At 74.7% G+C, this 17095-nt stretch carries 19 protein-coding genes; 10 read left to right on the forward strand and 9 right to left on the reverse strand.

The window, feature by feature from the left end; all coding sequences use genetic code 11:
* Window positions 1-6: 6 nt before the first annotated feature.
* Both ACWPWW_RS15405 and ACWPWW_RS15410 read right to left on the reverse strand, forming a co-directional pair.
* Window positions 7-834 carry an ABC transporter permease subunit gene (locus tag ACWPWW_RS15405; protein WP_454051218.1) on the reverse strand — a complete coding sequence of 276 codons (828 nt, stop codon included), beginning with the start codon at window positions 832-834 and terminating at the stop codon, window positions 7-9.
* A complete protein-coding gene (locus tag ACWPWW_RS15410; RefSeq protein WP_454051219.1) occupies window positions 831-1781 on the reverse strand; it encodes an ABC transporter ATP-binding protein in 951 nt (316 codons plus the stop codon). The genes ACWPWW_RS15405 and ACWPWW_RS15410 overlap by 4 nt, the downstream gene beginning before the upstream one ends.
* Before the next feature lie 270 nt (window positions 1782-2051).
* On the opposite strand from ACWPWW_RS15410, the gene ACWPWW_RS15415 reads away from it, so the two are divergent.
* Both ACWPWW_RS15415 and ACWPWW_RS15420 read left to right on the forward strand, forming a co-directional pair.
* A complete protein-coding gene (locus ACWPWW_RS15415) occupies window positions 2052-2915 on the forward strand; it encodes a Bax inhibitor-1/YccA family protein (RefSeq protein WP_454051220.1) in 864 nt (287 codons plus the stop codon).
* A gap of 184 nt (window positions 2916-3099) precedes the next feature.
* Window positions 3100-4506 carry a cystathionine beta-synthase gene (locus tag ACWPWW_RS15420; protein WP_454051221.1) on the forward strand — a complete coding sequence of 469 codons (1407 nt, stop codon included), beginning with the start codon at window positions 3100-3102 and terminating at the stop codon, window positions 4504-4506.
* A gap of 92 nt (window positions 4507-4598) precedes the next feature.
* On the opposite strand, the gene ACWPWW_RS15425 is transcribed toward ACWPWW_RS15420, so the two are convergent.
* Entirely contained in the window at window positions 4599-5867 is a 1269-nt protein-coding gene (locus tag ACWPWW_RS15425) for an FAD-binding protein (protein ID WP_454051222.1), read from the reverse strand.
* A gap of 123 nt (window positions 5868-5990) precedes the next feature.
* Here ACWPWW_RS15425 and ACWPWW_RS15430 point away from each other — a divergent pair, with 123 nt between their 5' ends.
* Together ACWPWW_RS15430 and deoD are read left to right on the forward strand one after the other, a co-directional pair.
* On the forward strand, window positions 5991-6395 hold the full coding sequence (locus ACWPWW_RS15430) for an FKBP-type peptidyl-prolyl cis-trans isomerase (RefSeq protein ID WP_454051223.1): 405 nt from the start codon (window positions 5991-5993) through the stop codon (window positions 6393-6395).
* A gap of 109 nt (window positions 6396-6504) precedes the next feature.
* Window positions 6505-7224, forward strand: coding sequence for a purine-nucleoside phosphorylase (deoD, locus tag ACWPWW_RS15435; protein ID WP_454051224.1), 720 nt, complete (start codon window positions 6505-6507; stop codon window positions 7222-7224).
* A gap of 139 nt (window positions 7225-7363) precedes the next feature.
* Here deoD and ACWPWW_RS15440 read toward each other — a convergent pair whose 3' ends face one another.
* The 3 genes from ACWPWW_RS15440 to msrA all read right to left on the reverse strand — a co-directional run bounded on the left by ACWPWW_RS15440 (window position 7364) and on the right by msrA (window position 9549).
* Window positions 7364-8062, reverse strand: coding sequence for a hypothetical protein (locus tag ACWPWW_RS15440; RefSeq protein WP_454051225.1), 699 nt, complete (start codon window positions 8060-8062; stop codon window positions 7364-7366).
* Window positions 8059-8766, reverse strand: coding sequence for a HEAT repeat domain-containing protein (locus ACWPWW_RS15445; RefSeq protein ID WP_454051226.1), 708 nt, complete (start codon window positions 8764-8766; stop codon window positions 8059-8061). Before ACWPWW_RS15445 ends, ACWPWW_RS15440 begins: the two co-directional genes overlap by 4 nt.
* 114 nt (window positions 8767-8880) lie before the next feature.
* A complete protein-coding gene (gene msrA / locus ACWPWW_RS15450; protein ID WP_454051227.1) occupies window positions 8881-9549 on the reverse strand; it encodes a peptide-methionine (S)-S-oxide reductase MsrA in 669 nt (222 codons plus the stop codon).
* A gap of 199 nt (window positions 9550-9748) precedes the next feature.
* Between msrA and ACWPWW_RS15455 the strand changes: the two genes are divergently transcribed.
* From ACWPWW_RS15455 to ilvA, 3 genes are read left to right on the forward strand one after another with little or no spacing between them, the layout of a single operon-like run.
* The gene (locus tag ACWPWW_RS15455; RefSeq protein ID WP_454051841.1) at window positions 9749-10903 is read left to right on the forward strand and encodes a cystathionine gamma-synthase; all 1155 of its coding nucleotides are present in this window, start codon (window positions 9749-9751) and stop codon (window positions 10901-10903) included.
* Window positions 10900-12240, forward strand: coding sequence for an AI-2E family transporter (locus ACWPWW_RS15460; RefSeq protein ID WP_454051228.1), 1341 nt, complete (start codon window positions 10900-10902; stop codon window positions 12238-12240). Before ACWPWW_RS15455 ends, ACWPWW_RS15460 begins: the two co-directional genes overlap by 4 nt.
* An 11-nt stretch (window positions 12241-12251) precedes the next feature.
* Window positions 12252-13457, forward strand: coding sequence for a threonine ammonia-lyase (ilvA, locus tag ACWPWW_RS15465; protein ID WP_454051229.1), 1206 nt, complete (start codon window positions 12252-12254; stop codon window positions 13455-13457).
* A gap of 139 nt (window positions 13458-13596) precedes the next feature.
* Here ilvA and greA read toward each other — a convergent pair whose 3' ends face one another.
* On the reverse strand, window positions 13597-14085 hold the full coding sequence (greA, locus tag ACWPWW_RS15470; RefSeq protein WP_454051230.1) for a transcription elongation factor GreA: 489 nt from the start codon (window positions 14083-14085) through the stop codon (window positions 13597-13599).
* A 253-nt stretch (window positions 14086-14338) separates the two neighbouring features.
* Window positions 14339-14749 carry a DUF4307 domain-containing protein gene (locus ACWPWW_RS15475; RefSeq protein ID WP_454051231.1) on the reverse strand — a complete coding sequence of 137 codons (411 nt, stop codon included), beginning with the start codon at window positions 14747-14749 and terminating at the stop codon, window positions 14339-14341.
* 136 nt (window positions 14750-14885) lie between these two features.
* On the opposite strand from ACWPWW_RS15475, the gene mca reads away from it, so the two are divergent.
* The 3 genes from mca to ACWPWW_RS15490 are packed head-to-tail and all read left to right on the forward strand — an operon-like array spanning window position 14886 to window position 16980.
* The gene (gene mca / locus ACWPWW_RS15480) at window positions 14886-15743 is read left to right on the forward strand and encodes a mycothiol conjugate amidase Mca (RefSeq protein WP_454051842.1); all 858 of its coding nucleotides are present in this window, start codon (window positions 14886-14888) and stop codon (window positions 15741-15743) included.
* Window positions 15740-16156 carry a hypothetical protein gene (locus ACWPWW_RS15485; RefSeq protein WP_454051232.1) on the forward strand — a complete coding sequence of 139 codons (417 nt, stop codon included), beginning with the start codon at window positions 15740-15742 and terminating at the stop codon, window positions 16154-16156. Before mca ends, ACWPWW_RS15485 begins: the two co-directional genes overlap by 4 nt.
* Window positions 16153-16980: a carbon-nitrogen hydrolase family protein gene (locus ACWPWW_RS15490; protein ID WP_454051233.1), complete on the forward strand. Its 828-nt coding sequence runs from the start codon at window positions 16153-16155 to the stop codon at window positions 16978-16980. Before ACWPWW_RS15485 ends, ACWPWW_RS15490 begins: the two co-directional genes overlap by 4 nt.
* Here ACWPWW_RS15490 and ACWPWW_RS15495 read toward each other — a convergent pair.
* Window positions 16956-17090, reverse strand: coding sequence for a hypothetical protein (locus ACWPWW_RS15495; RefSeq protein WP_454051234.1), 135 nt, complete (start codon window positions 17088-17090; stop codon window positions 16956-16958). The genes ACWPWW_RS15490 and ACWPWW_RS15495 overlap by 25 nt on opposite strands.
* Between the last annotated feature and the right edge of the window lie 5 nt (window positions 17091-17095).

Genomic DNA, 17095 nt, shown 5'->3' on the forward strand with positions numbered 1-17095 from the left:
CGGAGGTCAGGCGTCCCGGCGGCGCACCAGCACCAGCGCACCGACCAGCGCGACGACGCCCCAGGCCACGAGGACGGCGTAGCCCTCCCACGGCGAGAGCACCGCGTCCGGGCCGCCGGTCTGCACCAGCTGGGAGCCCGCCGACATCGGCAGGTACGGGCTGACCTTCTCGAAGAACGTCCACGGGATCGAGGCGAACACGCCCTCGACGACCAGCAGCAGGCCGAGCACCGTGGCCAGCGCACCGGCCGAGTGGCGCAGCAGGGCGCCGATCGCGAACGCCAGCAGGGCGATGGCCGCCAGGTACAGCGGGGCACCGACGAGGATGCGCTGGTTGACGCCGTCCGCGAGGTCGACGCGGTACGTCTCGCCGAGCACCGGGTAGGTGACCGCCCACGACACCACGGTGCCGACGATGCCGGTGACGAACGCGACGACGACCACCACGAGACCCTTGGCCAGCATCGCCGGCGTCCGCGTCGGCGCTGCCGTGAGGGTGCTGCGGATCATCCCGGTCGAGTACTCGCCGGTGATGGTGAGGACTGCCAGCACGCAGATCGCCAGCTGGGCGAACTGGATGCCGCCCACCAGGTCGCCGGCCGAGAACGGTCCGAGGTCGGCGCCGCTCTGCTCCATCTGCTGGGTGCCGAAGTAGGCGATCATCCAGGCGATGCCCGCCTGGGCGACGACCGTGATCGGCACGACCCACCAGGTGGAGCGGACGGTCCAGAGCTTGATCCACTCGGACCGCACCAGGCGGCCGAAGGTGACGTGGACGTCGCCGGCGGGACGGGCCGCCGCACGCGTGGCGGGGACGGTGGCGGTGGCGCTCATCGCCGGGCCTCCTCAGGGGTCTGCGCGACGGCGGCGGCCGTCGGGGTGGTGGAGTGGTACTCGACGTCGTCGGCGGTCAGCGACATGTAGGCCGCCTCCAGCGACTGGTGCACCGGGGTCAGCTCGTGCAGCACGACGGCGCTGCGCGCGGCGAGCTCGCCGATGGTCTCGGCGCTGCTGCCGACGACCTCCAGCAGACCGGACTCGACGGAGGTGACGGTGATGTCGGGACCGCGCAGCAGCTCGGCCAGCTGACCGGCCTGCGGGCTGCGGACCCGCACCGTGCTGGCGGACGCGCCGTCGACGATCGCCTGCACGGGCGCGTCGGCGATGATCCGGCCGCGGCCGATCACGAGGATGTGGTCGGCGGTGAGCGCCATCTCGCTCATCAGGTGCGACGACAGGAACACCGTGCGCCCCTCGGACGCGAGGTGCTTGACCAGGTTGCGCACCCAGAGCACGCCCTCCGGGTCCAGGCCGTTGACCGGCTCGTCCAGGATCAGCGTGCGCGGGTCGCCGAGCAGGGCGGCGGCGATGCCCAGCCGCTGGCCCATGCCGAGCGAGAACCCGCCCACCCGCTTCTTGGCGACGCCCTGCAGGCCGGTCATCTCGATGACCTCGTCGACCCGCTTCCCGCTGATGCCGTGCGTGGCCGCGACGGCGCGCAGGTGGTTCGCCGCCGAACGGCCGGAGTGCACGGCCTTGGCGTCCAGCAGCGCGCCGACCTCGGTCAGCGGCGAGCGGTGCTGCGCGTACGGCTTCCCGTTCACGGTGACGGTGCCGGACGTGGGCCGGTCGAGGCCCATGATCATCCGCATCGTGGTGGACTTCCCGGCCCCGTTCGGGCCGAGGAAGCCGGTGACCTTGCCGGGCTGCACGGTGAAGTCGATGCCGGCGACGGCCGTCTTCTTCCCGTATCTCTTGGTCAGTCCCACTGCCTCGATCATGACGTCCTCACAGGTCGGTCTCCAGGTACGTCGTCGAACCTACGGAACGTGGTCGCGCGGCGGAACGGCCACGAGGCCTAACCTCGCGGCACCCCGCCTCGGCATCACGGACGACCTCCTCCTCCCTGGGGATGACCCCGGTCCGGCTGCGAGCCCGCCGGTGTCGGCCCGCGGGCTGGTGCCGCCGGGCGGGAACTACGCGGAGGGTTGCGGCGTTACAGGCTGGAGAACCACTGCCGGCTCGATCTCGAACCGACCTCGGAGGACACGATGGCCAACCCGGTCTTCAACAACAGCGCCGTCTTCGGCGACCCGCGCGCCCGCGGCAACCGGGCCGGCGCGCGTCCGTCGCAGCAGCCGCCCGTCAGCCCGTACGGCACCGCCACCACCGGCGGCGCCGTGATGGACGCGCCCTCGCTGGAGCAGATGTACGGCGCCCCGACGGCGACCACCCGCGACACGGGCCGCCTCACCTACGACGACGTCATCGTCAAGACCGGCGGGCTGCTCGCGCTCCTGGTCGTGGTCGCTGCGGCGACCTGGAACTTCGCGCCCGGCCTCTGGCCGGTCGGCGCGCTCGTCGGCCTGGTCCTCGGCCTGGTCAACGCGTTCAAGAAGAACCCGAGCCCGGCGCTGATCATCGCCTACACGGCCGCGCAGGGCGTGTTCCTCGGCGGCATCAGCCTGGCGTTCCAGAACATGACGTTCAACGGGACCAGCGTGCAGCCGATCGTGCTGCAGGCGGTCGTCGCGACGATGGCGACGTTCGGCGCCGCGCTGTTCCTCTTCAGGTCCGGCCGGGTCCGGGTCACCCCGAAGTTCACGCGCTGGCTCATCATCTCGATGGTCGGCTACCTGGCCTTCTCCGTGGTCAACCTGGTGATGTCGTTCTTCGTGTCCAGCGACGGCTTCGGCCCGCTGCGCAACGGCGGGCTCGGCGTGGTCGTCGGCCTGTTCGCCGTGGGCCTGGCCGCGGCCAGCCTGATCATGGACTTCGACTCCATCAAGCGCGGTGTCGAGCAGGGCGTCCCGGCCAAGTTCGCCTGGTCCGCGGCGTTCGGCCTCATCGTCACGCTCGTCTGGCTGTACCTGGAGATCCTGCGGATCCTCGCGATCCTCCGCGGCAGCGACTGACGACTCCCGCCACGCAGACGGCCCGCACCTCCCTCGGGGGGTGCGGGCCGTCCGCGTCACCGGGCCCGGTGACGCCGTGCGGGCCGGTTCATCCCCTGGCACATCGGCACCGTCACGTGAGACCTAGGCTGGGTCCTGGGTCGTCCGACGGCCCCCTCCACCCGCACACCGTCCTGGGAGACCCGTGAAGTACGCGCAGCACATCTCCGAGCTGGTCGGCGGCACCCCGCTGGTCCGGCTCAACGCCGTGACCGAGGGGCTGTCGGCGACGATCCTCGCCAAGGTCGAGTACTTCAACCCCGGCGGCTCGGCCAAGGACCGCATCGCGCTGAAGATGATCGAGGCGGCCGAGGCCTCCGGCGAGCTGCGGCCCGGCGGCACGATCGTCGAGCCGACCAGCGGCAACACCGGTGTCGGGCTGGCGCTGGTCGCCCAGCGCCGGGGCTACCGCTGCGTGTTCGTCTGCCCGGACAAGGTGTCCGAGGACAAGCGCGACGTGCTGCGCGCGTACGGCGCCGAGGTCGTCGTCACCCCGACCGCGGTGCCGCCCGACCACCCGGACTCCTACTACTCCGTCTCGGACCGCCTGGTGACCGAGATCGAGGGCGCCTGGAAGCCGAACCAGTACGCGAACGTGAACGGACCCGCCAGCCACTACGCGTCGACCGGCCCGGAGATCTGGGACGACACCGACGGCCGCGTCACGCACTTCGTCACCGGTGTCGGCACCGGCGGCACGATCACGGGGACCGGCCGGTACCTGCACGACGCCTCCGCCGACCGCGCCGAGGCCGACGGCGGTCGCGTCCAGGTCGTCGGGATCGACCCGCTGGGTTCGGTGTACTCGGGTGGCGACGGACGGCCGTACCTGGTCGAGGGCGTCGGCGAGGACTTCTGGCCGACGGCGTACGACCCGAGCGTGCCGGACGAGATCATCGCCGTGTCGGACGCGGACTCGTTCGCCATGACGCGGCGGCTGGCCCGCGAGGAGGCCCTGCTGGTCGGCGGGTCGTGCGGCATGGCCGTCGAGGGGGCGCTCCGCCTCGCCCGCCGGCTGCAGGACGAGGACCCCGAGGCGGCCGCCCGCGCGGTGATCGTCGTGCTGCTGCCGGACAGCGGCAAGGGCTACCTGTCCAAGATCTTCAACGACCGCTGGATGCGGTCCTACGGCTTCCTGGACTCCGAGTCGGGCCAGACCGTCACCGACGTGCTCCGCACCAAGGACGGCAGCCTGCCCGCGCTGGTGCACACGCACCCGAACGAGACGGTGCGGGACGCCATCGAGATCCTCAAGGAGTACGGCGTCTCCCAGATGCCCGTCGTCGGCGCCGAGCCGCCGGTCAAGATCGGCGAGGTGGCCGGGGCCGTCTCCGAGCGGGAGCTGCTCGACGCGGTGTTCGCCGGGTCGGCGTCGCTCTCGGACCGGGTGGACCGGCACATGTCCGCCGCCCTGCCGCTGATCGGCAGCGGGGAGTCGGTCGAGTCGGCGCGCGAGGCGCTGCAGAAGCACGACGCGCTGATGGTGGTGGACGACGGCCAGCCGGTCGGCGTCCTGACCCGGCACGACCTGCTGGCGTTCCTCACGCGCTGAGCCGCCGGCGGGATCGCACCGCCAGCGGATTCTCGCCCCGCCCACCGAGATCTCGGTCTGCGGGGCGAGAATGCGTGGGCGATGCGCTCGGGCTAGCGGGCGCCCAGCACGTGCCGGTCGACGAACGGGTTCCGGAACGTGCCCTCCGGGTCGAGCCGCGCCACCAGGGCGCGGAAGTCGTCCAGCCGGGGGTAGAGGTCGCGAGGGTCGGAGCCGGGCGCGCCGACGGACGCGAACAGCTTGCCCCAGTGCGGGCGCGCACCGAACGGCGCCAGCGCGGCCTCGATCCGGGGCAGCACGGCCTCGACCTCGGGCTGGCGCGGGAGCCAGGTGAAGTGCAGGCCGACCCGGTCGCCGCCCTGGGCACCGCTGAGCCAGAGGTCGTCGCCGGCCATCGTGCGGATCTCGGCGACCTGCAGGAGCGGCGCGACCACGGGTGCGAGCGCGCGCAGCGCTTCGACGGCCTCCACCGCGTGCGCCCGCGGGACCAGGTACTCGGTCTGCAGCTCGTCGCCGTTGCTCGGCGTGAACTCCAGCTTGAAGTGCGGCAGCCGCTCGTGCCACGGGCCGGGCACGCCCAGCTGCGGCGTGCAGTTCACGGGGTCGATCCCGGGCAGCGGGTGCAGGGGTCCGGGAGCCGGCCGGGCGCCGAACAGGTCGGTGCGCCGCTCGTAGGTGCCGCCCGGCGCGACCCGGGTCTTGCGCCACACCTGGCGGACGCCCGGGCCGGCCCAGTCGGTGAACAGGCTGACGGAGTCCGCGGAGGAGGTGATCGCGTCGAAGTGCTCGAGCACCGCGTCCCAGGGCAGGTCGGTGTGCACCTCCTGCGCGACGTCGTACGTGGGCTCGACGTCGAGCGTCACGCGCACGACCACGCCGAGCGCGCCGAGCGCGACCACCGCGCCGTCGAAGTCCGCGTCGCCGCGGACCAGGTGCCGCAGGGAGCCGTCGGCGGTGACCAGGTCGAGGCCCGCCACCGCGGACGCGAGGTTCCGCGAGCGGTCGCCGGAGCCGTGGGTCGCCGTCGCCACCGCGCCGGCCACCGAGATGTGCGGCAGGGAGGCGAGGTTGTGCAGCGCCCAGCCCCGGGGGTGGATCGCCTGGCCGAGCGTGCCGTAGCGGGTGCCCGCGGACACCGTGACCGTCCGGGCGTCGGGGTCCACCTGCACGTCGGGGTCGAGGCCGTCCAGGCGGACCAGGTCGTGCGGGGTGTCGGCGAGGTCGTTGAAGCAGTGCCGGGTGCCGAGCGCCCGGACGTGCCGCGCCGCCGCGACCACCTCCTGCACCTGCTCGACCGTGCGCGGCTCGTGCACGCGCGCGGCGGCGTAGGTGCGGTTCCCGGCCCAGGTGGTCAGCGACATCGGTGCTCCCGTCCGGCGGACGCCCCTCGTCCGCCGCCTGCGACCGTATCCCGATGCGCATTCGCGGGCTCGGCCGTCCGCCGGGCAGGATGGGGGAGTACCGCTCACACCTGAGGAGACGTCATGTCCGCCACCCTGCCCGAGGCCACCGGTTCGTTCGGTGAGAAGCCGACCCTGACGTTCCCCGAGGGCGCCGCCCCGGCCGAGCTCGAGGTCCTCGTCCTGTCGCCCGGCGACGGTGCGCTGGTCGAGGCCGGTGACGACCTCGAGGTGCACTACCTGGGCCAGTCCTGGAACGGCCACGTGTTCGACAACTCGTACGACCGCGGGTCGTCGATCAACTTCCCGATCGGCGTCGGCGCCGTCATCGGCGGCTGGGACGAGGGCCTCGTCGGCCAGCCCGTCGGCTCCCGCGTCCTGCTGTCCATCCCGCCGCACCTGGGCTACGGCGACCGCGGCGTGCCGCAGGCCGGCATCAAGGGCGGCGACACGCTGGTGTTCGTCGTGGACATCGTCGGCACCCGCTGACCGCACCCGCAGCACCCGGCACGCCGCCGCCTGCGCCCGCAGCATCTGCGCGGGCCGGGCGGCGGCGTGGCGTCCGCACCGTCTCGCCCGCACCCGACAGGAGCCCGTCATGCCCACCCCGCACATCTCCGCCCAGCCCGGTGACCTCGCGCCCGACGTGCTCATGCCGGGCGACCCCCGCCGTGCCACCCGCATCGCGGAGACGGTGCTGGAGGACGCGCGCCTGGTCACCGAGGTGCGGGGCATCCTCGGCTACACCGGCACGTGGCAGGGCCGGCCGGTGTCGGTGATGGCGTCCGGCATGGGCGTCCCGTCGATCTCGATCTACGCGACCGAGCTGTTCCGGTTCTACGACGTGCGGCGGATCATCCGGATCGGCACCGCCGGCGGCATGTCGCGCGACCTCGAGCTCGGCGACGTCGTCGTCGCCACGGCCGCGCACACCGACTCCGCCGTGAGCGCGAACCGCATCCCCGGCGGCGTCCACTACTCGCACGCCCCCGACTTCGGTCTGGCGTCGGCCGCGTTCGCCGCCGCCCGTGAGGTGCCGGGCGCCCGGGTGAAGGCCGGGCCGGTGCTGACCTCCGACGTGTTCTACGCCGACCGCCCGCACGTCACGCAGGCGCTGGTGGACCACGGCACGCTCGCCGTCGAGATGGAGGCGGCCGGCCTCTACGCCGTCGCCGACCGCGAGCAGCGGCAGGCGCTCGCGCTGCTGTCGATCTCGGACTTCACCTTCCAGGCGGCCGAGCTGACCTCGGACGAGCGCGAGCAGCTGTTCGACCACGCGGTGCAGCTGGCGCTGCGCGCGTTCGCCACCGCGGGCTGACCCGGGCGCTGCCCCGGGTCGCCAGCCGATTCTCCCGTCGCCGGCCGACACCTCGGCTTGCGGCGCGAGAATCGGCTGGCGATGCGGTCGACCCAGCGGATCGTCAGGTGACCGCGCCGCGGGTGGCGCGCGCCGCGGGTCATGCCGCGGGCAGCGTGCGGGTCGCGCGGCCGGCCTCCGCCAGGTCCTGGAGGCCGTCGGTCACGCCGTCCAGCAGGAACCCGCACTCGTCCGCCGGCCACTGCACCCGGACCGCGCGGCCGACCGCGTCCACCAGGTAGACCTGGGGCTGGAACTCCATCATCGCGGGGCACGCCTGGTCGGGTCCGGGGGTGCGACTGGCCCGTGCGAGGTCGGCCAGCAGCGGGTCCAGGTCGCCGCGGAGCTCGACCTCGGTGACGGTGACGGCGCGCGGGGCGTCCGGGGTCGCGGGGCTCCCGGGCCCGCCGGGCTGGGGGCCGGTGACGTCGGACAGGTCGACGTGCTCCGGGCGCCCGGCGAGGTCGGCGGGTGGTGGCGGGGCGGGGAGCAGCGTGGCCTCCTGGCCGGGCTCGACCGGCCCCGGCACGGTCATGGGGGCGCCGAGGCCGATCTCCGACAGCGGCCCGCGGCACTCGACGACCGCCACGGGGTCGAACCCGACCGGCACCGACCCCGCACGCGGCGCGTCCCGGTCGTGGCCGTGCGGCGGCTCGACGGAGAGGCCCCGCAGCACCTCGGTGGCCAGGCAGTCCGGGCCGTCGGCGACGACCTCGGCCGCGCCGGGGTGCACGGTGCCGGCGGCGCACCCGGCGAGCAGCAGGAGCAGCGCGGTGGCCGGGAGCGGGCGGCGGGTCACGGGTGCTGCTCCTCGAGCAGGCGGCGCAGGCGTGCCTTCGTCCGGTTCGCGCGGACGACCCACTGCGTGTCGGGGTCGGCCGACGTCGTCAGCGCGGCGAACGCGGGCAGCCCCGCGGCGGGGTCGCCCGCGACCGCGACGCTCCAGCAGTAGCCGAGGGCCTGCCGCAGCGTGCGGACGTCGGGGTCGCGGCGCGCGGCGGCAGGCAGCGCCTCGATGCTCGCGGTGCCGGCGGCGCAGGCGCGCAGGGCAGCGGCGGCGGTGGCCGGGTCGCGGAGCAGGCGAGGTTCGCAGACGCCGGCGACGGCGGCTCGCCGGACCAGCGGGTCCGGGTCCCCGCCCCAGTCGGCCACCAGGTCCCGGAGCATCGCGGGGTCCGCGTCGCCGACGCGCTGCAGCGCCATGGCCACCGCCTCCCGGACCCGCCAGGACGGGTCGGCGGCGCGGGCGCGCAGGGCAGCGGGCCCGACGACGGACTCGACCAGCAGCCGCCCGAGGCCGACGGTCCCGCAGCAGCGCAGGTACTCGTCGGGCTCGTCGGCGAGGTCCAGCAGGAGCTCCGGCGGGGCGACGTCCGCGCACGCCGCCATCAGCTCGAGGTTCGCGCGCGGCCCCGGCAGGCCGGAACCCGCGGTCAGGTACGCGCGCACGGCGTCGGCGTCGAGCGCCCGCAGCGCGGCCCGGTGCTCGTCCCGTCGGCTCATGCCTCGAGACGCTAGCGGCACCGGAGCGCCCCGGGGGCCGGTTCTGCGTGCTGGTGCTGGCCAGGAACGGCACGACGGCCCGACCCCACGGGGGGCCGGGCCGTCGTCAGGTCGTCAGGCGTCGAGCGGACGCGGGCAGGACACGCCGGTCCCGCCGATCCCGCAGTACCCGTCGGGGTTCTTGTCGAGGTACTGCTGGTGGTAGTCCTCGGCGTAGTAGTACGGGCCCGCCTCGGCGGCGGTGCGCACCTCGGTGGTGATCTCGCCGAACCCGGCGCGGGTCAGCCGCTCCTGGTAGACGGCGCGGGTCTCCTCGGCGGCGGCCGCCTGCTCCGGCGTCGTCGTGTAGATCGTCGACCGGTACTGCGTGCCGCGGTCGTTGCCCTGGCGGAAGCCCTGCGTCGGGTCGTGCGACTCCCAGAACGTCCGGAGGACGTCCGCGTCCGAGACGATCGTCGGGTCGTAGGCGACCTGGACCACCTCGGCGTGCCCGGTCAGCGCCGTGCACGTCTCCTCGTAGGTCGGGTAGGGGGTGTACCCGCCCTGGTAGCCGACCGACGTGCTGACGACGCCCGGCAGCTGCCAGAAGATGCGCTCGGCGCCCCAGAAGCAGCCCATGCCGAGCACGATCGTCCGGGTGCCCTCGGGCCAGGGTCCCTGCAGCGGGGTCCCGAGCACGGTGTGGGTCGCGGGCACGTGGTAGGCGTAGCCGTCGCGGCCCTTCAGCGCGCGCTCCGGCTCGACCATCGTCGACTTGAGGGCCGATCCGAACAGCCAGTTCATGGTGACTCCCTTCCTCGGGTCCGACGTCCACAACCGTGCCGCTGCCCCGGGTGTTCCCGCGGGCCGGAGCGCCTAGCCTGGGGGCGTGACCGACGAGCAGCAGACCCCGGACCTGGCCGCCTCGGGCGACCTCACCCAGCACACCGACCAGGACCACCAGCACGGCGACTGGGCAGGGGCGGGCTTCGCCACCCGCGCGATCCACGCGGGCCAGGAGCCCGACGGGGCGACCGGCGCGGTGGTGACGCCGATCTACCAGGTGTCGACCTACAAGCAGGACGGCGTCGGCGGCCTGCGCGGCGGCTACGAGTACTCGCGGTCCGGCAACCCGACGCGCGCCGCGCTCGAGGAGGCCCTGCGATCGGCCGAGGGCGGGGGCGCGGGCTTCGCGTTCAGCTCCGGCCTGGCCGCGGAGGACACGGTGCTGCGTGCGGTGCTGCGACCGGGCGACCACGTCGTGGTGCCGAACGACGCCTACGGCGGCACCTACCGGCTGATCGCCCGCGTGTTCGGCCCGTGGGGCGTCGAGCACACGCCGGTGGACCTGTCCGACGCGGACGCGGTGCTCGCCGCGATCCGGCCGGGGCAGACCAAGCTGGTGTGGGTCGAGACCCCGACCAACCCGCTGCTGGGCGTCTCGGACATCCCGGCGCTGTCGGCGCACGCGCGTGCGGCCGGGGCGGTGCTGGTCGTCGACAACACCTTCGCGACGCCGTACCTGCAGCAGCCGATCGCGCTGGGCGCGGACGTGGTGGTGCACTCGACGACCAAGTACATCGGCGGGCACTCCGACGTGGTCGGCGGCGCGCTGGTCGTCGCGGACGGCGCGCAGCTGCCGGTCGGGCTCGAGGGTCCGACGGGCGGCACGTCGCTCGCGGACGCCGTGCAGTTCCACCAGAACGCGTCCGGCGCGGTGGCCGGTCCGTTCGACTCCTGGCTCACGCTCCGCGGGCTGAAGACGCTCGCGGTGCGGATGGACCGGCACGGCGCGAACGCGGCGGCGGTGGCCCGGTTCCTCGAGGAGCGCGACGACGTCCCCGCGGTGATCTACCCGGGGCTCGACAGCCACCCCCACCACGAGGTCGCCGCCCGGCAGATGTCCGGGTTCGGCGGGATGGTGTCGTTCCGGGCGGGCAGCGCCGAGCGTGCCGCGCAGATCTGCGCCCGCACCCGGGTGTTCACGCTGGCCGAGTCGCTGGGTGGCGTCGAGTCGCTGATCGAGCTGCCGGCGCGGATGACGCACGGCTCGGTCGTCGGCACGGACCTCGAGGTCCCCGACGACCTGGTCCGCCTGTCGGTGGGCATCGAGGACGAGGCGGACCTGATCGCGGACCTGACGCAGGCGCTGGCATGACCACGCCGCGCTCGACCTGGCGCCGCGGCCGGGGGAGCGAGCCGGCGGCCCCGGTGCTGCACGAGGGCGACCTCGCGACCGGGTCCACGCCGGCGGGGTGGACGGCCGAGCAGTCGGTCGCGCCCTCGGTGCGGGCCGCCGCGGCGTGGTCCTGGCGGTTCCTGCTCATCGCCGCGGCCACGGCCGCGCTGCTGTGGGTCATCGGCTTCTTCCAGGTCATCGTGGTGTCGGTCGCCGTCGCCCTGCTGCTGACGGTGCTGCTCGCGCCCGTGGCGCGGTTCCTGCACCGGCGGGCGCGGTTCCCCCGGGGGCTCGCCGCGATCACGTCGGTGCTGCTGCTGCTCGCCGTGGTCACCGGACTGGTGGTCGTCGCCGGCCGGTCCATCGCCAGCGGGTTCGGCGACCTGTACGACCAGGCGTCGCAGGGCATCGACGAGGCGCTGGACTGGCTGTCGACCGGCCCGCTGAACCTCAGCACCGACCAGCTCGACGACCTGGTGCAGCAGGGCCGGGACCAGATCAGCTCGAACGCCGACTCGCTGGTGTCCGGGGCGCTGTCGGTCACGACCACGGTCGGGCACGTCGCCGCGGGCACGCTGATCGCCCTGTTCTGCACGTTCTTCTTCCTGCTCGACGGCCGCACCATCTGGGCGTGGCTCGTCGGGCTGCTGCCGGTCTCCGTGCGCGAGCGCGTGCACCAGGCGGGCCGCCGCGGCATCGTCACGCTGTCCGGCTACACGCGCACGCAGATCCTGGTGGCGTTCGTCGACGCCACGGGCATCGGGGTCGGTGCCGCGATCCTCGGCGTCCCGCTCGCGCTGCCGCTGGCGACGCTCGTGTTCGTCGGCTCGTTCATCCCGATCGTCGGGGCCGTGGCCACCGGCGCCGTGGCGGTGCTGGTGGCGCTGGTGTCCCAGGGCCCGGTCGTCGCGCTGATCATGCTGGGCGTCGTGCTGCTGGTCCAGCAGATCGAGGGCCACGTGCTCCAGCCGTTCCTCATGGGGCACGCGGTCTCGCTGCACCCGGTGGCGGTGCTGCTGGTCGTGGCCGCCGGGTCGCTCGCCGCGGGCATCGTCGGTGCGCTGTTCGCGGTGCCGATCGCCGCCGTCCTCAACACGGTCGTGCTGTACCTGCACGGGCACGACAAGTTCCCGCAGCTCGGCACCGAGGACCACGTCACGCTCCGGCCGCCCGGCATGTTCGGCCGGCGCCGGGGCGCGGGCCGCGGCAAGGAGCCCGCGGCGAGCAACGCCGGCGCCGAGGGCGTGGAGCCGGGCGGGTCGCGCGGGGCCGGCGGGGCACGGCGCGGCCCGGACGACGAGGGCGCCGGATCGTAGAAGATACGCGGGTGACCTTCCTCGACGACGCCCAGGCTGCCGCGCGCCTGCTCACCGGCGTGGCGACCCGCACCCCGGTGGAGTCCTCCCGCGCCCTGTCCCAGATCGCCGGGGCGCCCGTGCTGCTCAAGTGCGAGAACCTGCAGCGCGCGGGGTCCTTCAAGATCCGCGGGGCCTACGTCCGCATGGCCCGGCTCTCCCCGGAGGAGCAGGCACGCGGCGTCGTCGCGGCGAGCGCCGGGAACCACGCGCAGGGCGTCGCGCTCGCGGCGCAGCTGCTGGGGCTGGACGCGGTGGTCTACATGCCGCTCGACGCCGCGCTGCCGAAGATCGCCGCCACCAAGGAGTACGGCGCCGAGGTCCGGCTGCACGGCCACAGCGTCGACGAGGCGCTGGTCGAGGCCCGCGCCGAGGCCGACCGGACCGGGCGGGTGCTCATCCACCCCTTCGACCACGCCGACATCGTCGCCGGGCAGGGCACGCTCGCGCTGGAGATCCTCGAGCAGGTGCCGGACGTCCGCACGATCGTCGTGCCGCTCGGCGGCGGCGGCCTGGCCGCCGGCATCCAGGCGGTCGTCGCCGAGCTCGCGCCGCACGTGCGGGTGATCGGGGTGCAGGCCGCGCGCGCGGCCGCGTACCCGGCGTCGCTGGTCGCGGGCGTGCCGACCCGCGCGCCCGAGCTGCACACGATGGCCGACGGCATCGCCGTGGGCACCCCCGGCGCCGTGCCGTTCGCGCTGCTCCAGGAGCACGGCTGCGAGGTGCGGACGGTGTCCGAGGAGGACCTGTCCCGGGCGCTGCTGCTCGTCGCGGAGCGCGCGAAGCTGCTGGTCGAGCCGTCCGGCGCGGCGGGTGTGGCCGCGGTGATGGCCGCCGCTCCCGGCGAGCTCGACGGCCCGGTGGTCGTGCTCCTGTCGGGCGGCAACATCGACCCGCTCGTGCTGCTGCGCGTCGTGCGCCACGGTCTGGCCGTGTCCGGGCGGTACCTGCAGCTCCGGGTCCGGGTGCACGACGCCCCCGGCGCGCTGGCCGACCTGCTGCGCGAGCTCGCGTCGGCGGGCGCGAACGTCATGCACGTGTCGCACGTCCGCACCGGCGTGGACCTGGAGATCGACGAGGTCGAGATCGAGGTGCAGGTGGAGACCAAGGGCCCCGAGCACTGCGCCCGGCTGCTGCAGCGCCTGCGCGACGCGGGCTTCCGGCTCGCGGAGCGCTGAGCGCTGCCCTCCGGTCAGCGCGGGGCGTCCAGCCGGTCCAGCAGGTCGACGGCTTCTCCGCCCTGCTCCGCGGTCCCGCACGCACGAGGGCCCCGGCCGCAGCGGCGGTCGGGGCCCTCGTGGTGCGCGGCAGGTCGGCTCAGCCCGTGAAGGGCTTCGCGTCCTTCACCGTCACCGGGATCTCGCGGCCGTTCGGCGCGGTGTAGGACACCGTGTCGCCGACGGCGCGGCCGTTGATGGAGGCGCCCAGCGGCGACGTCGGGGAGAACACCTCGATGTCGGCGGAGCCGGCGATCTCGCGGGAACCGAGCAGGAAGACCATCTCGTCGCCGGCGACCTCGGCCGTGACGACCATGCCGGGCTCCACGACGCCGTCGTCCGGCGGGGTGCCGATCTGCACGTTGCGGAGCTTCTCCTTGAGCTCGCGGATGCGGGCCTCCTGCTTGGCCTGCTCCTCGCGGGCGGCGTGGTAGCCGCCGTTCTCCTTGAGGTCGCCCTCGTCACGCGCGGCGGCGATCCGCTCGGTGACCTCGGCGCGGCCGGGGCCCTCGAGGTGCTCGAGCTCCGCCTTGAGCCGGTCGTAGGCCTCCTGCGTCAGCCACGTGGCGGCCTGCGTCGTGTCGGTCACGTCCTTCTCCTTCCTGCGTGTCGCACTCCCGCGCTGGGCGTGCCCACATGTCGTCGTCCCCGGTCAGGCGTGCGCGACGTCGCGGTGGCGTGAACGGGCTGCGCCGTGTCCCTCGCGGTCGCGTCGACCTGCGGCGACGTCGGGCGACGTCGGACCGGGGGCGGCGTATGAATCGGCAAGCATAGCAACGCGGCGCGGTCCGGCGGGCTGCCGACCGCAGGATCACCCCGTCGGGGCAGGTGCGGGAGGCCCGTCAGGCCGGCTCGCAGCCGACGACGACCGCCGAGACCGCGAGCTCCGCCGTCGGGATGGTCGCCGTCACGCGCTGGGTCGCGGTGCCCGCGGGCCCGACCGTGACGGTCTGGACGCCCACCTCGGCGTACCGGTCGGAGAGGGCCTGCACCCGGCACGTCGCGGTCGCGTCGGCGTCCTTGGTCACGTCGAACGTCAGCTCGGTGCTGGTCGGGCCGTCCACGCGGAACCCGACCTCGTCCCAGCGGACCGGAGTCCCGGCCCGGCCCAGGCCGATCCACACGGTGAGCGCGACGCCGGCGACGGCCAGCGCGATGATCGACCAGCGGACCACGCGGCGACGGCGGGGGCTGTCGGGCCGTCCGTACCGCCCCGCCGGCGGGCTCGGTGCGGGGGTCGGGGTCGCCGTCACGCGCTGCTCCAGGAGGTCGGCCGCGCGCTCTGGCGCAGAGTTGTCGGTGGGGTGCGCGATCATTGTCTCGCGCCGGGGGCCGCACCGGCGACGAGGAGAGGACCACGAGGACACCGTGACCGAGCAGCTGCGCCTGATGGCGGTGCACGCCCATCCGGACGACGAGTCGAGCAAGGGGGCGGCCACGACCGCCCGGTACGCCGCCGAGGGCATCGACGTCCTGGTCGTCACCTGCACCGGCGGGGAGCGCGGCGACGTGCTGAACCCGCACTACCCGCCGTTCGAGGGCGGCATCGAGGAGATGCGGGCGCTGCGTCGCGTCGAGATGGCCGCCGCGGCGGAGGCGCTGGGCGTCCGGCAGCACTGGCTCGGGTTCGTCGACTCCGGCCTCCCCGAGGGCGACCCGCTGCCGCCGCTGCCCGACGGCTGCTTCGCGCTGCAGCCGCTGGAGGAGGCGTCCCGGCCGCTGGTCGAGCTGGTCCGGGAGTTCCGGCCGCACGTGATCACGACCTACGACCCGACCGGCGGCTACCCGCACCCGGACCACATCATGTGCCACCGGGTCGCCTTCGAGGCCTTCCACGCCGCCGGCGACCCCGAGCGGTACCGCGGCGCGGGCGAGCCCTGGACGCCGCTGAAGCTCTACTACAACCACGGCTTCTCGATGGCGCGGATCCGCGCGGCGCACGAGGCCATGGTCGAGCGCGGCCTGGAGTCCCCGTTCGGCGAGTGGGTCGAGTCGCGGGCCGCCCGCGAGATCCCGGAGCGCGAGGTCACGACGTTCGTCGACGTGCACGAGCACTTCGACGCCCGGGACGCCGCCCTGCGCGCCCACGCCACGCAGATCGACCCCGAGGGCTTCTTCTTCGCGATGCCGCGCGACCTCGAGCTCGAGGTCTGGTCGACCGAGGAGTACGAGCTCGCCGAGTCCCGCGTGCCCACGACGCTGCCCGAGGACGACCTGTTCGCCGGTGTGCGGGAGGTGCTCGCGTGAGCGCCGCCTCGCTGCTCGCGGTCGCGCACGGCACGCTGCTCCAGGCGGCCGGCGCGCTCTCCGCGGTCGACCCGTCGCCGTCGCCCAGCTCCATCGAGATCCCGCCGGAGGACCAGACCTCCCCGGGGCTGCTCGGCTTCCTCGTGACGTTCGCGGTGGCCGCCGCCGTCATCGGGCTCGGGTTCTCGCTGATCCGGCACCTGCGGGTGGTGGACCGGAACGCGCGCCGGCTGGCCGCGGCGGAGGAGGGCCGGGCGCCCGGTGCCGACGGGCCCACGACGGGCGGTACCGGCGCCGGCACGCCGGACGCGCCCGGCACGCCCGGCACGCCCGACGCGCCCGGCGCGCCCGACGCGCCCGGCGCGCCCGACGGCCCGGAGGCCGACGGCCCGGCACCCCGCGACCGCGGATGAGCAGCGTCCCGCCGCCCGAGCGGCCCGCCGTGCGGGTCACCGTCGGCCAGCTCCGGGTGAGCGACGACCACGCCGCCAACCGTGAGGTGGTCCGGCGGGCGTTCGACACCGCCGCGCGGGCGCGGGCCGACGTCCTGGTGCTGCCGGAGTACGCCTCGGGCTTCGACCCGCGGGGGACCGGTCCGGAGCACGCCGAGCCGATCGACGGCCCGTTCGTCCAGCTGCTGCGCGAGCGGGCGGCGGCGGACGGCGTCGCGGTCGTGGCGGGCACGACGCTGCCGGGCCGCGAGCCCGGTCGCGCGGTCAACGCGGTCGTGGCGGTCGGCGCGGACGGCGGGCTCGCGGGCGTCTACCGCAAGGTGCACCTGTACGACGCGTTCGGGCACCGCGAGTCGGACCGCCTGGAGCCCGGCCCCGCCGACGCCGCGCCGCTCGTCCTCGACGTCGCGGGCGCCCGGCTGGGCGTGCTCACCTGCTACGACCTGCGGTTCCCGGAGTCGGCCCGCCGCGTCGTCGACGCCGGGGCGGACGTGCTCGTGGTGCCGGCCGCCTGGGCGTCCGGACCGCTCAAGGAGCACCACTGGCGCACGCTGGCCACCGCCCGGGCCATCGAGAACACCGCCGTCGTCGTCGCGGTGGGCCAGGCGGGCAGGGGCGTCACCGGGCGCTCGCTCGTCGTCGGCCCCGACGGCGTCGTCGGCCTGGAGATGGGCGACGAGCCCGAGCTGCGGACCGTCGACCTGGACCCGGCGGCGCTGGCCGGCGTGCGGGAGTCGAACCCGTCCCTGGCGAACCGTCGCTACCGGGTGGTCCCCGCCGGCTGAGGCGCGGACAGGCGGCCGAGCAGGCCGGCCCGGGTCGTCGCGCGGACCACGGTCAGGTAGCCGAGCCCGAGCGTCCCGGCCAGCCGCGTCGCGCCGTCGAGGCTGGTCAAGGACC

Source organism: Cellulomonas sp. Marseille-Q8402 (genome assembly GCF_965119525.1).

What these genes read in the sequence shown, in the direction of transcription:
- ACWPWW_RS15405 (WP_454051218.1), bottom strand. Translation starts at nt 834, where the DNA reads ATGAGCGCCACCGCCACCGTCCCCGCCACGCGTGCGGCGGCCCGTCCC.
- ACWPWW_RS15410 (WP_454051219.1), bottom strand. Translation starts at nt 1,781, where the DNA reads ATGATCGAGGCAGTGGGACTGACCAAGAGATACGGGAAGAAGACGGCC.
- ACWPWW_RS15415 (WP_454051220.1), top strand. Translation starts at nt 2,052, where the DNA reads ATGGCCAACCCGGTCTTCAACAACAGCGCCGTCTTCGGCGACCCGCGC.
- ACWPWW_RS15425 (WP_454051222.1), bottom strand. Translation starts at nt 5,867, where the DNA reads ATGTCGCTGACCACCTGGGCCGGGAACCGCACCTACGCCGCCGCGCGC.
- ACWPWW_RS15430 (WP_454051223.1), top strand. Translation starts at nt 5,991, where the DNA reads ATGTCCGCCACCCTGCCCGAGGCCACCGGTTCGTTCGGTGAGAAGCCG.
- deoD (WP_454051224.1), top strand. Translation starts at nt 6,505, where the DNA reads ATGCCCACCCCGCACATCTCCGCCCAGCCCGGTGACCTCGCGCCCGAC.
- ACWPWW_RS15445 (WP_454051226.1), bottom strand. Translation starts at nt 8,766, where the DNA reads ATGAGCCGACGGGACGAGCACCGGGCCGCGCTGCGGGCGCTCGACGCC.
- msrA (WP_454051227.1), bottom strand. Translation starts at nt 9,549, where the DNA reads ATGAACTGGCTGTTCGGATCGGCCCTCAAGTCGACGATGGTCGAGCCG.
- ACWPWW_RS15460 (WP_454051228.1), top strand. Translation starts at nt 10,900, where the DNA reads ATGACCACGCCGCGCTCGACCTGGCGCCGCGGCCGGGGGAGCGAGCCG.
- mca (WP_454051842.1), top strand. Translation starts at nt 14,886, where the DNA reads ATGGCGGTGCACGCCCATCCGGACGACGAGTCGAGCAAGGGGGCGGCC.
- ACWPWW_RS15490 (WP_454051233.1), top strand. Translation starts at nt 16,153, where the DNA reads ATGAGCAGCGTCCCGCCGCCCGAGCGGCCCGCCGTGCGGGTCACCGTC.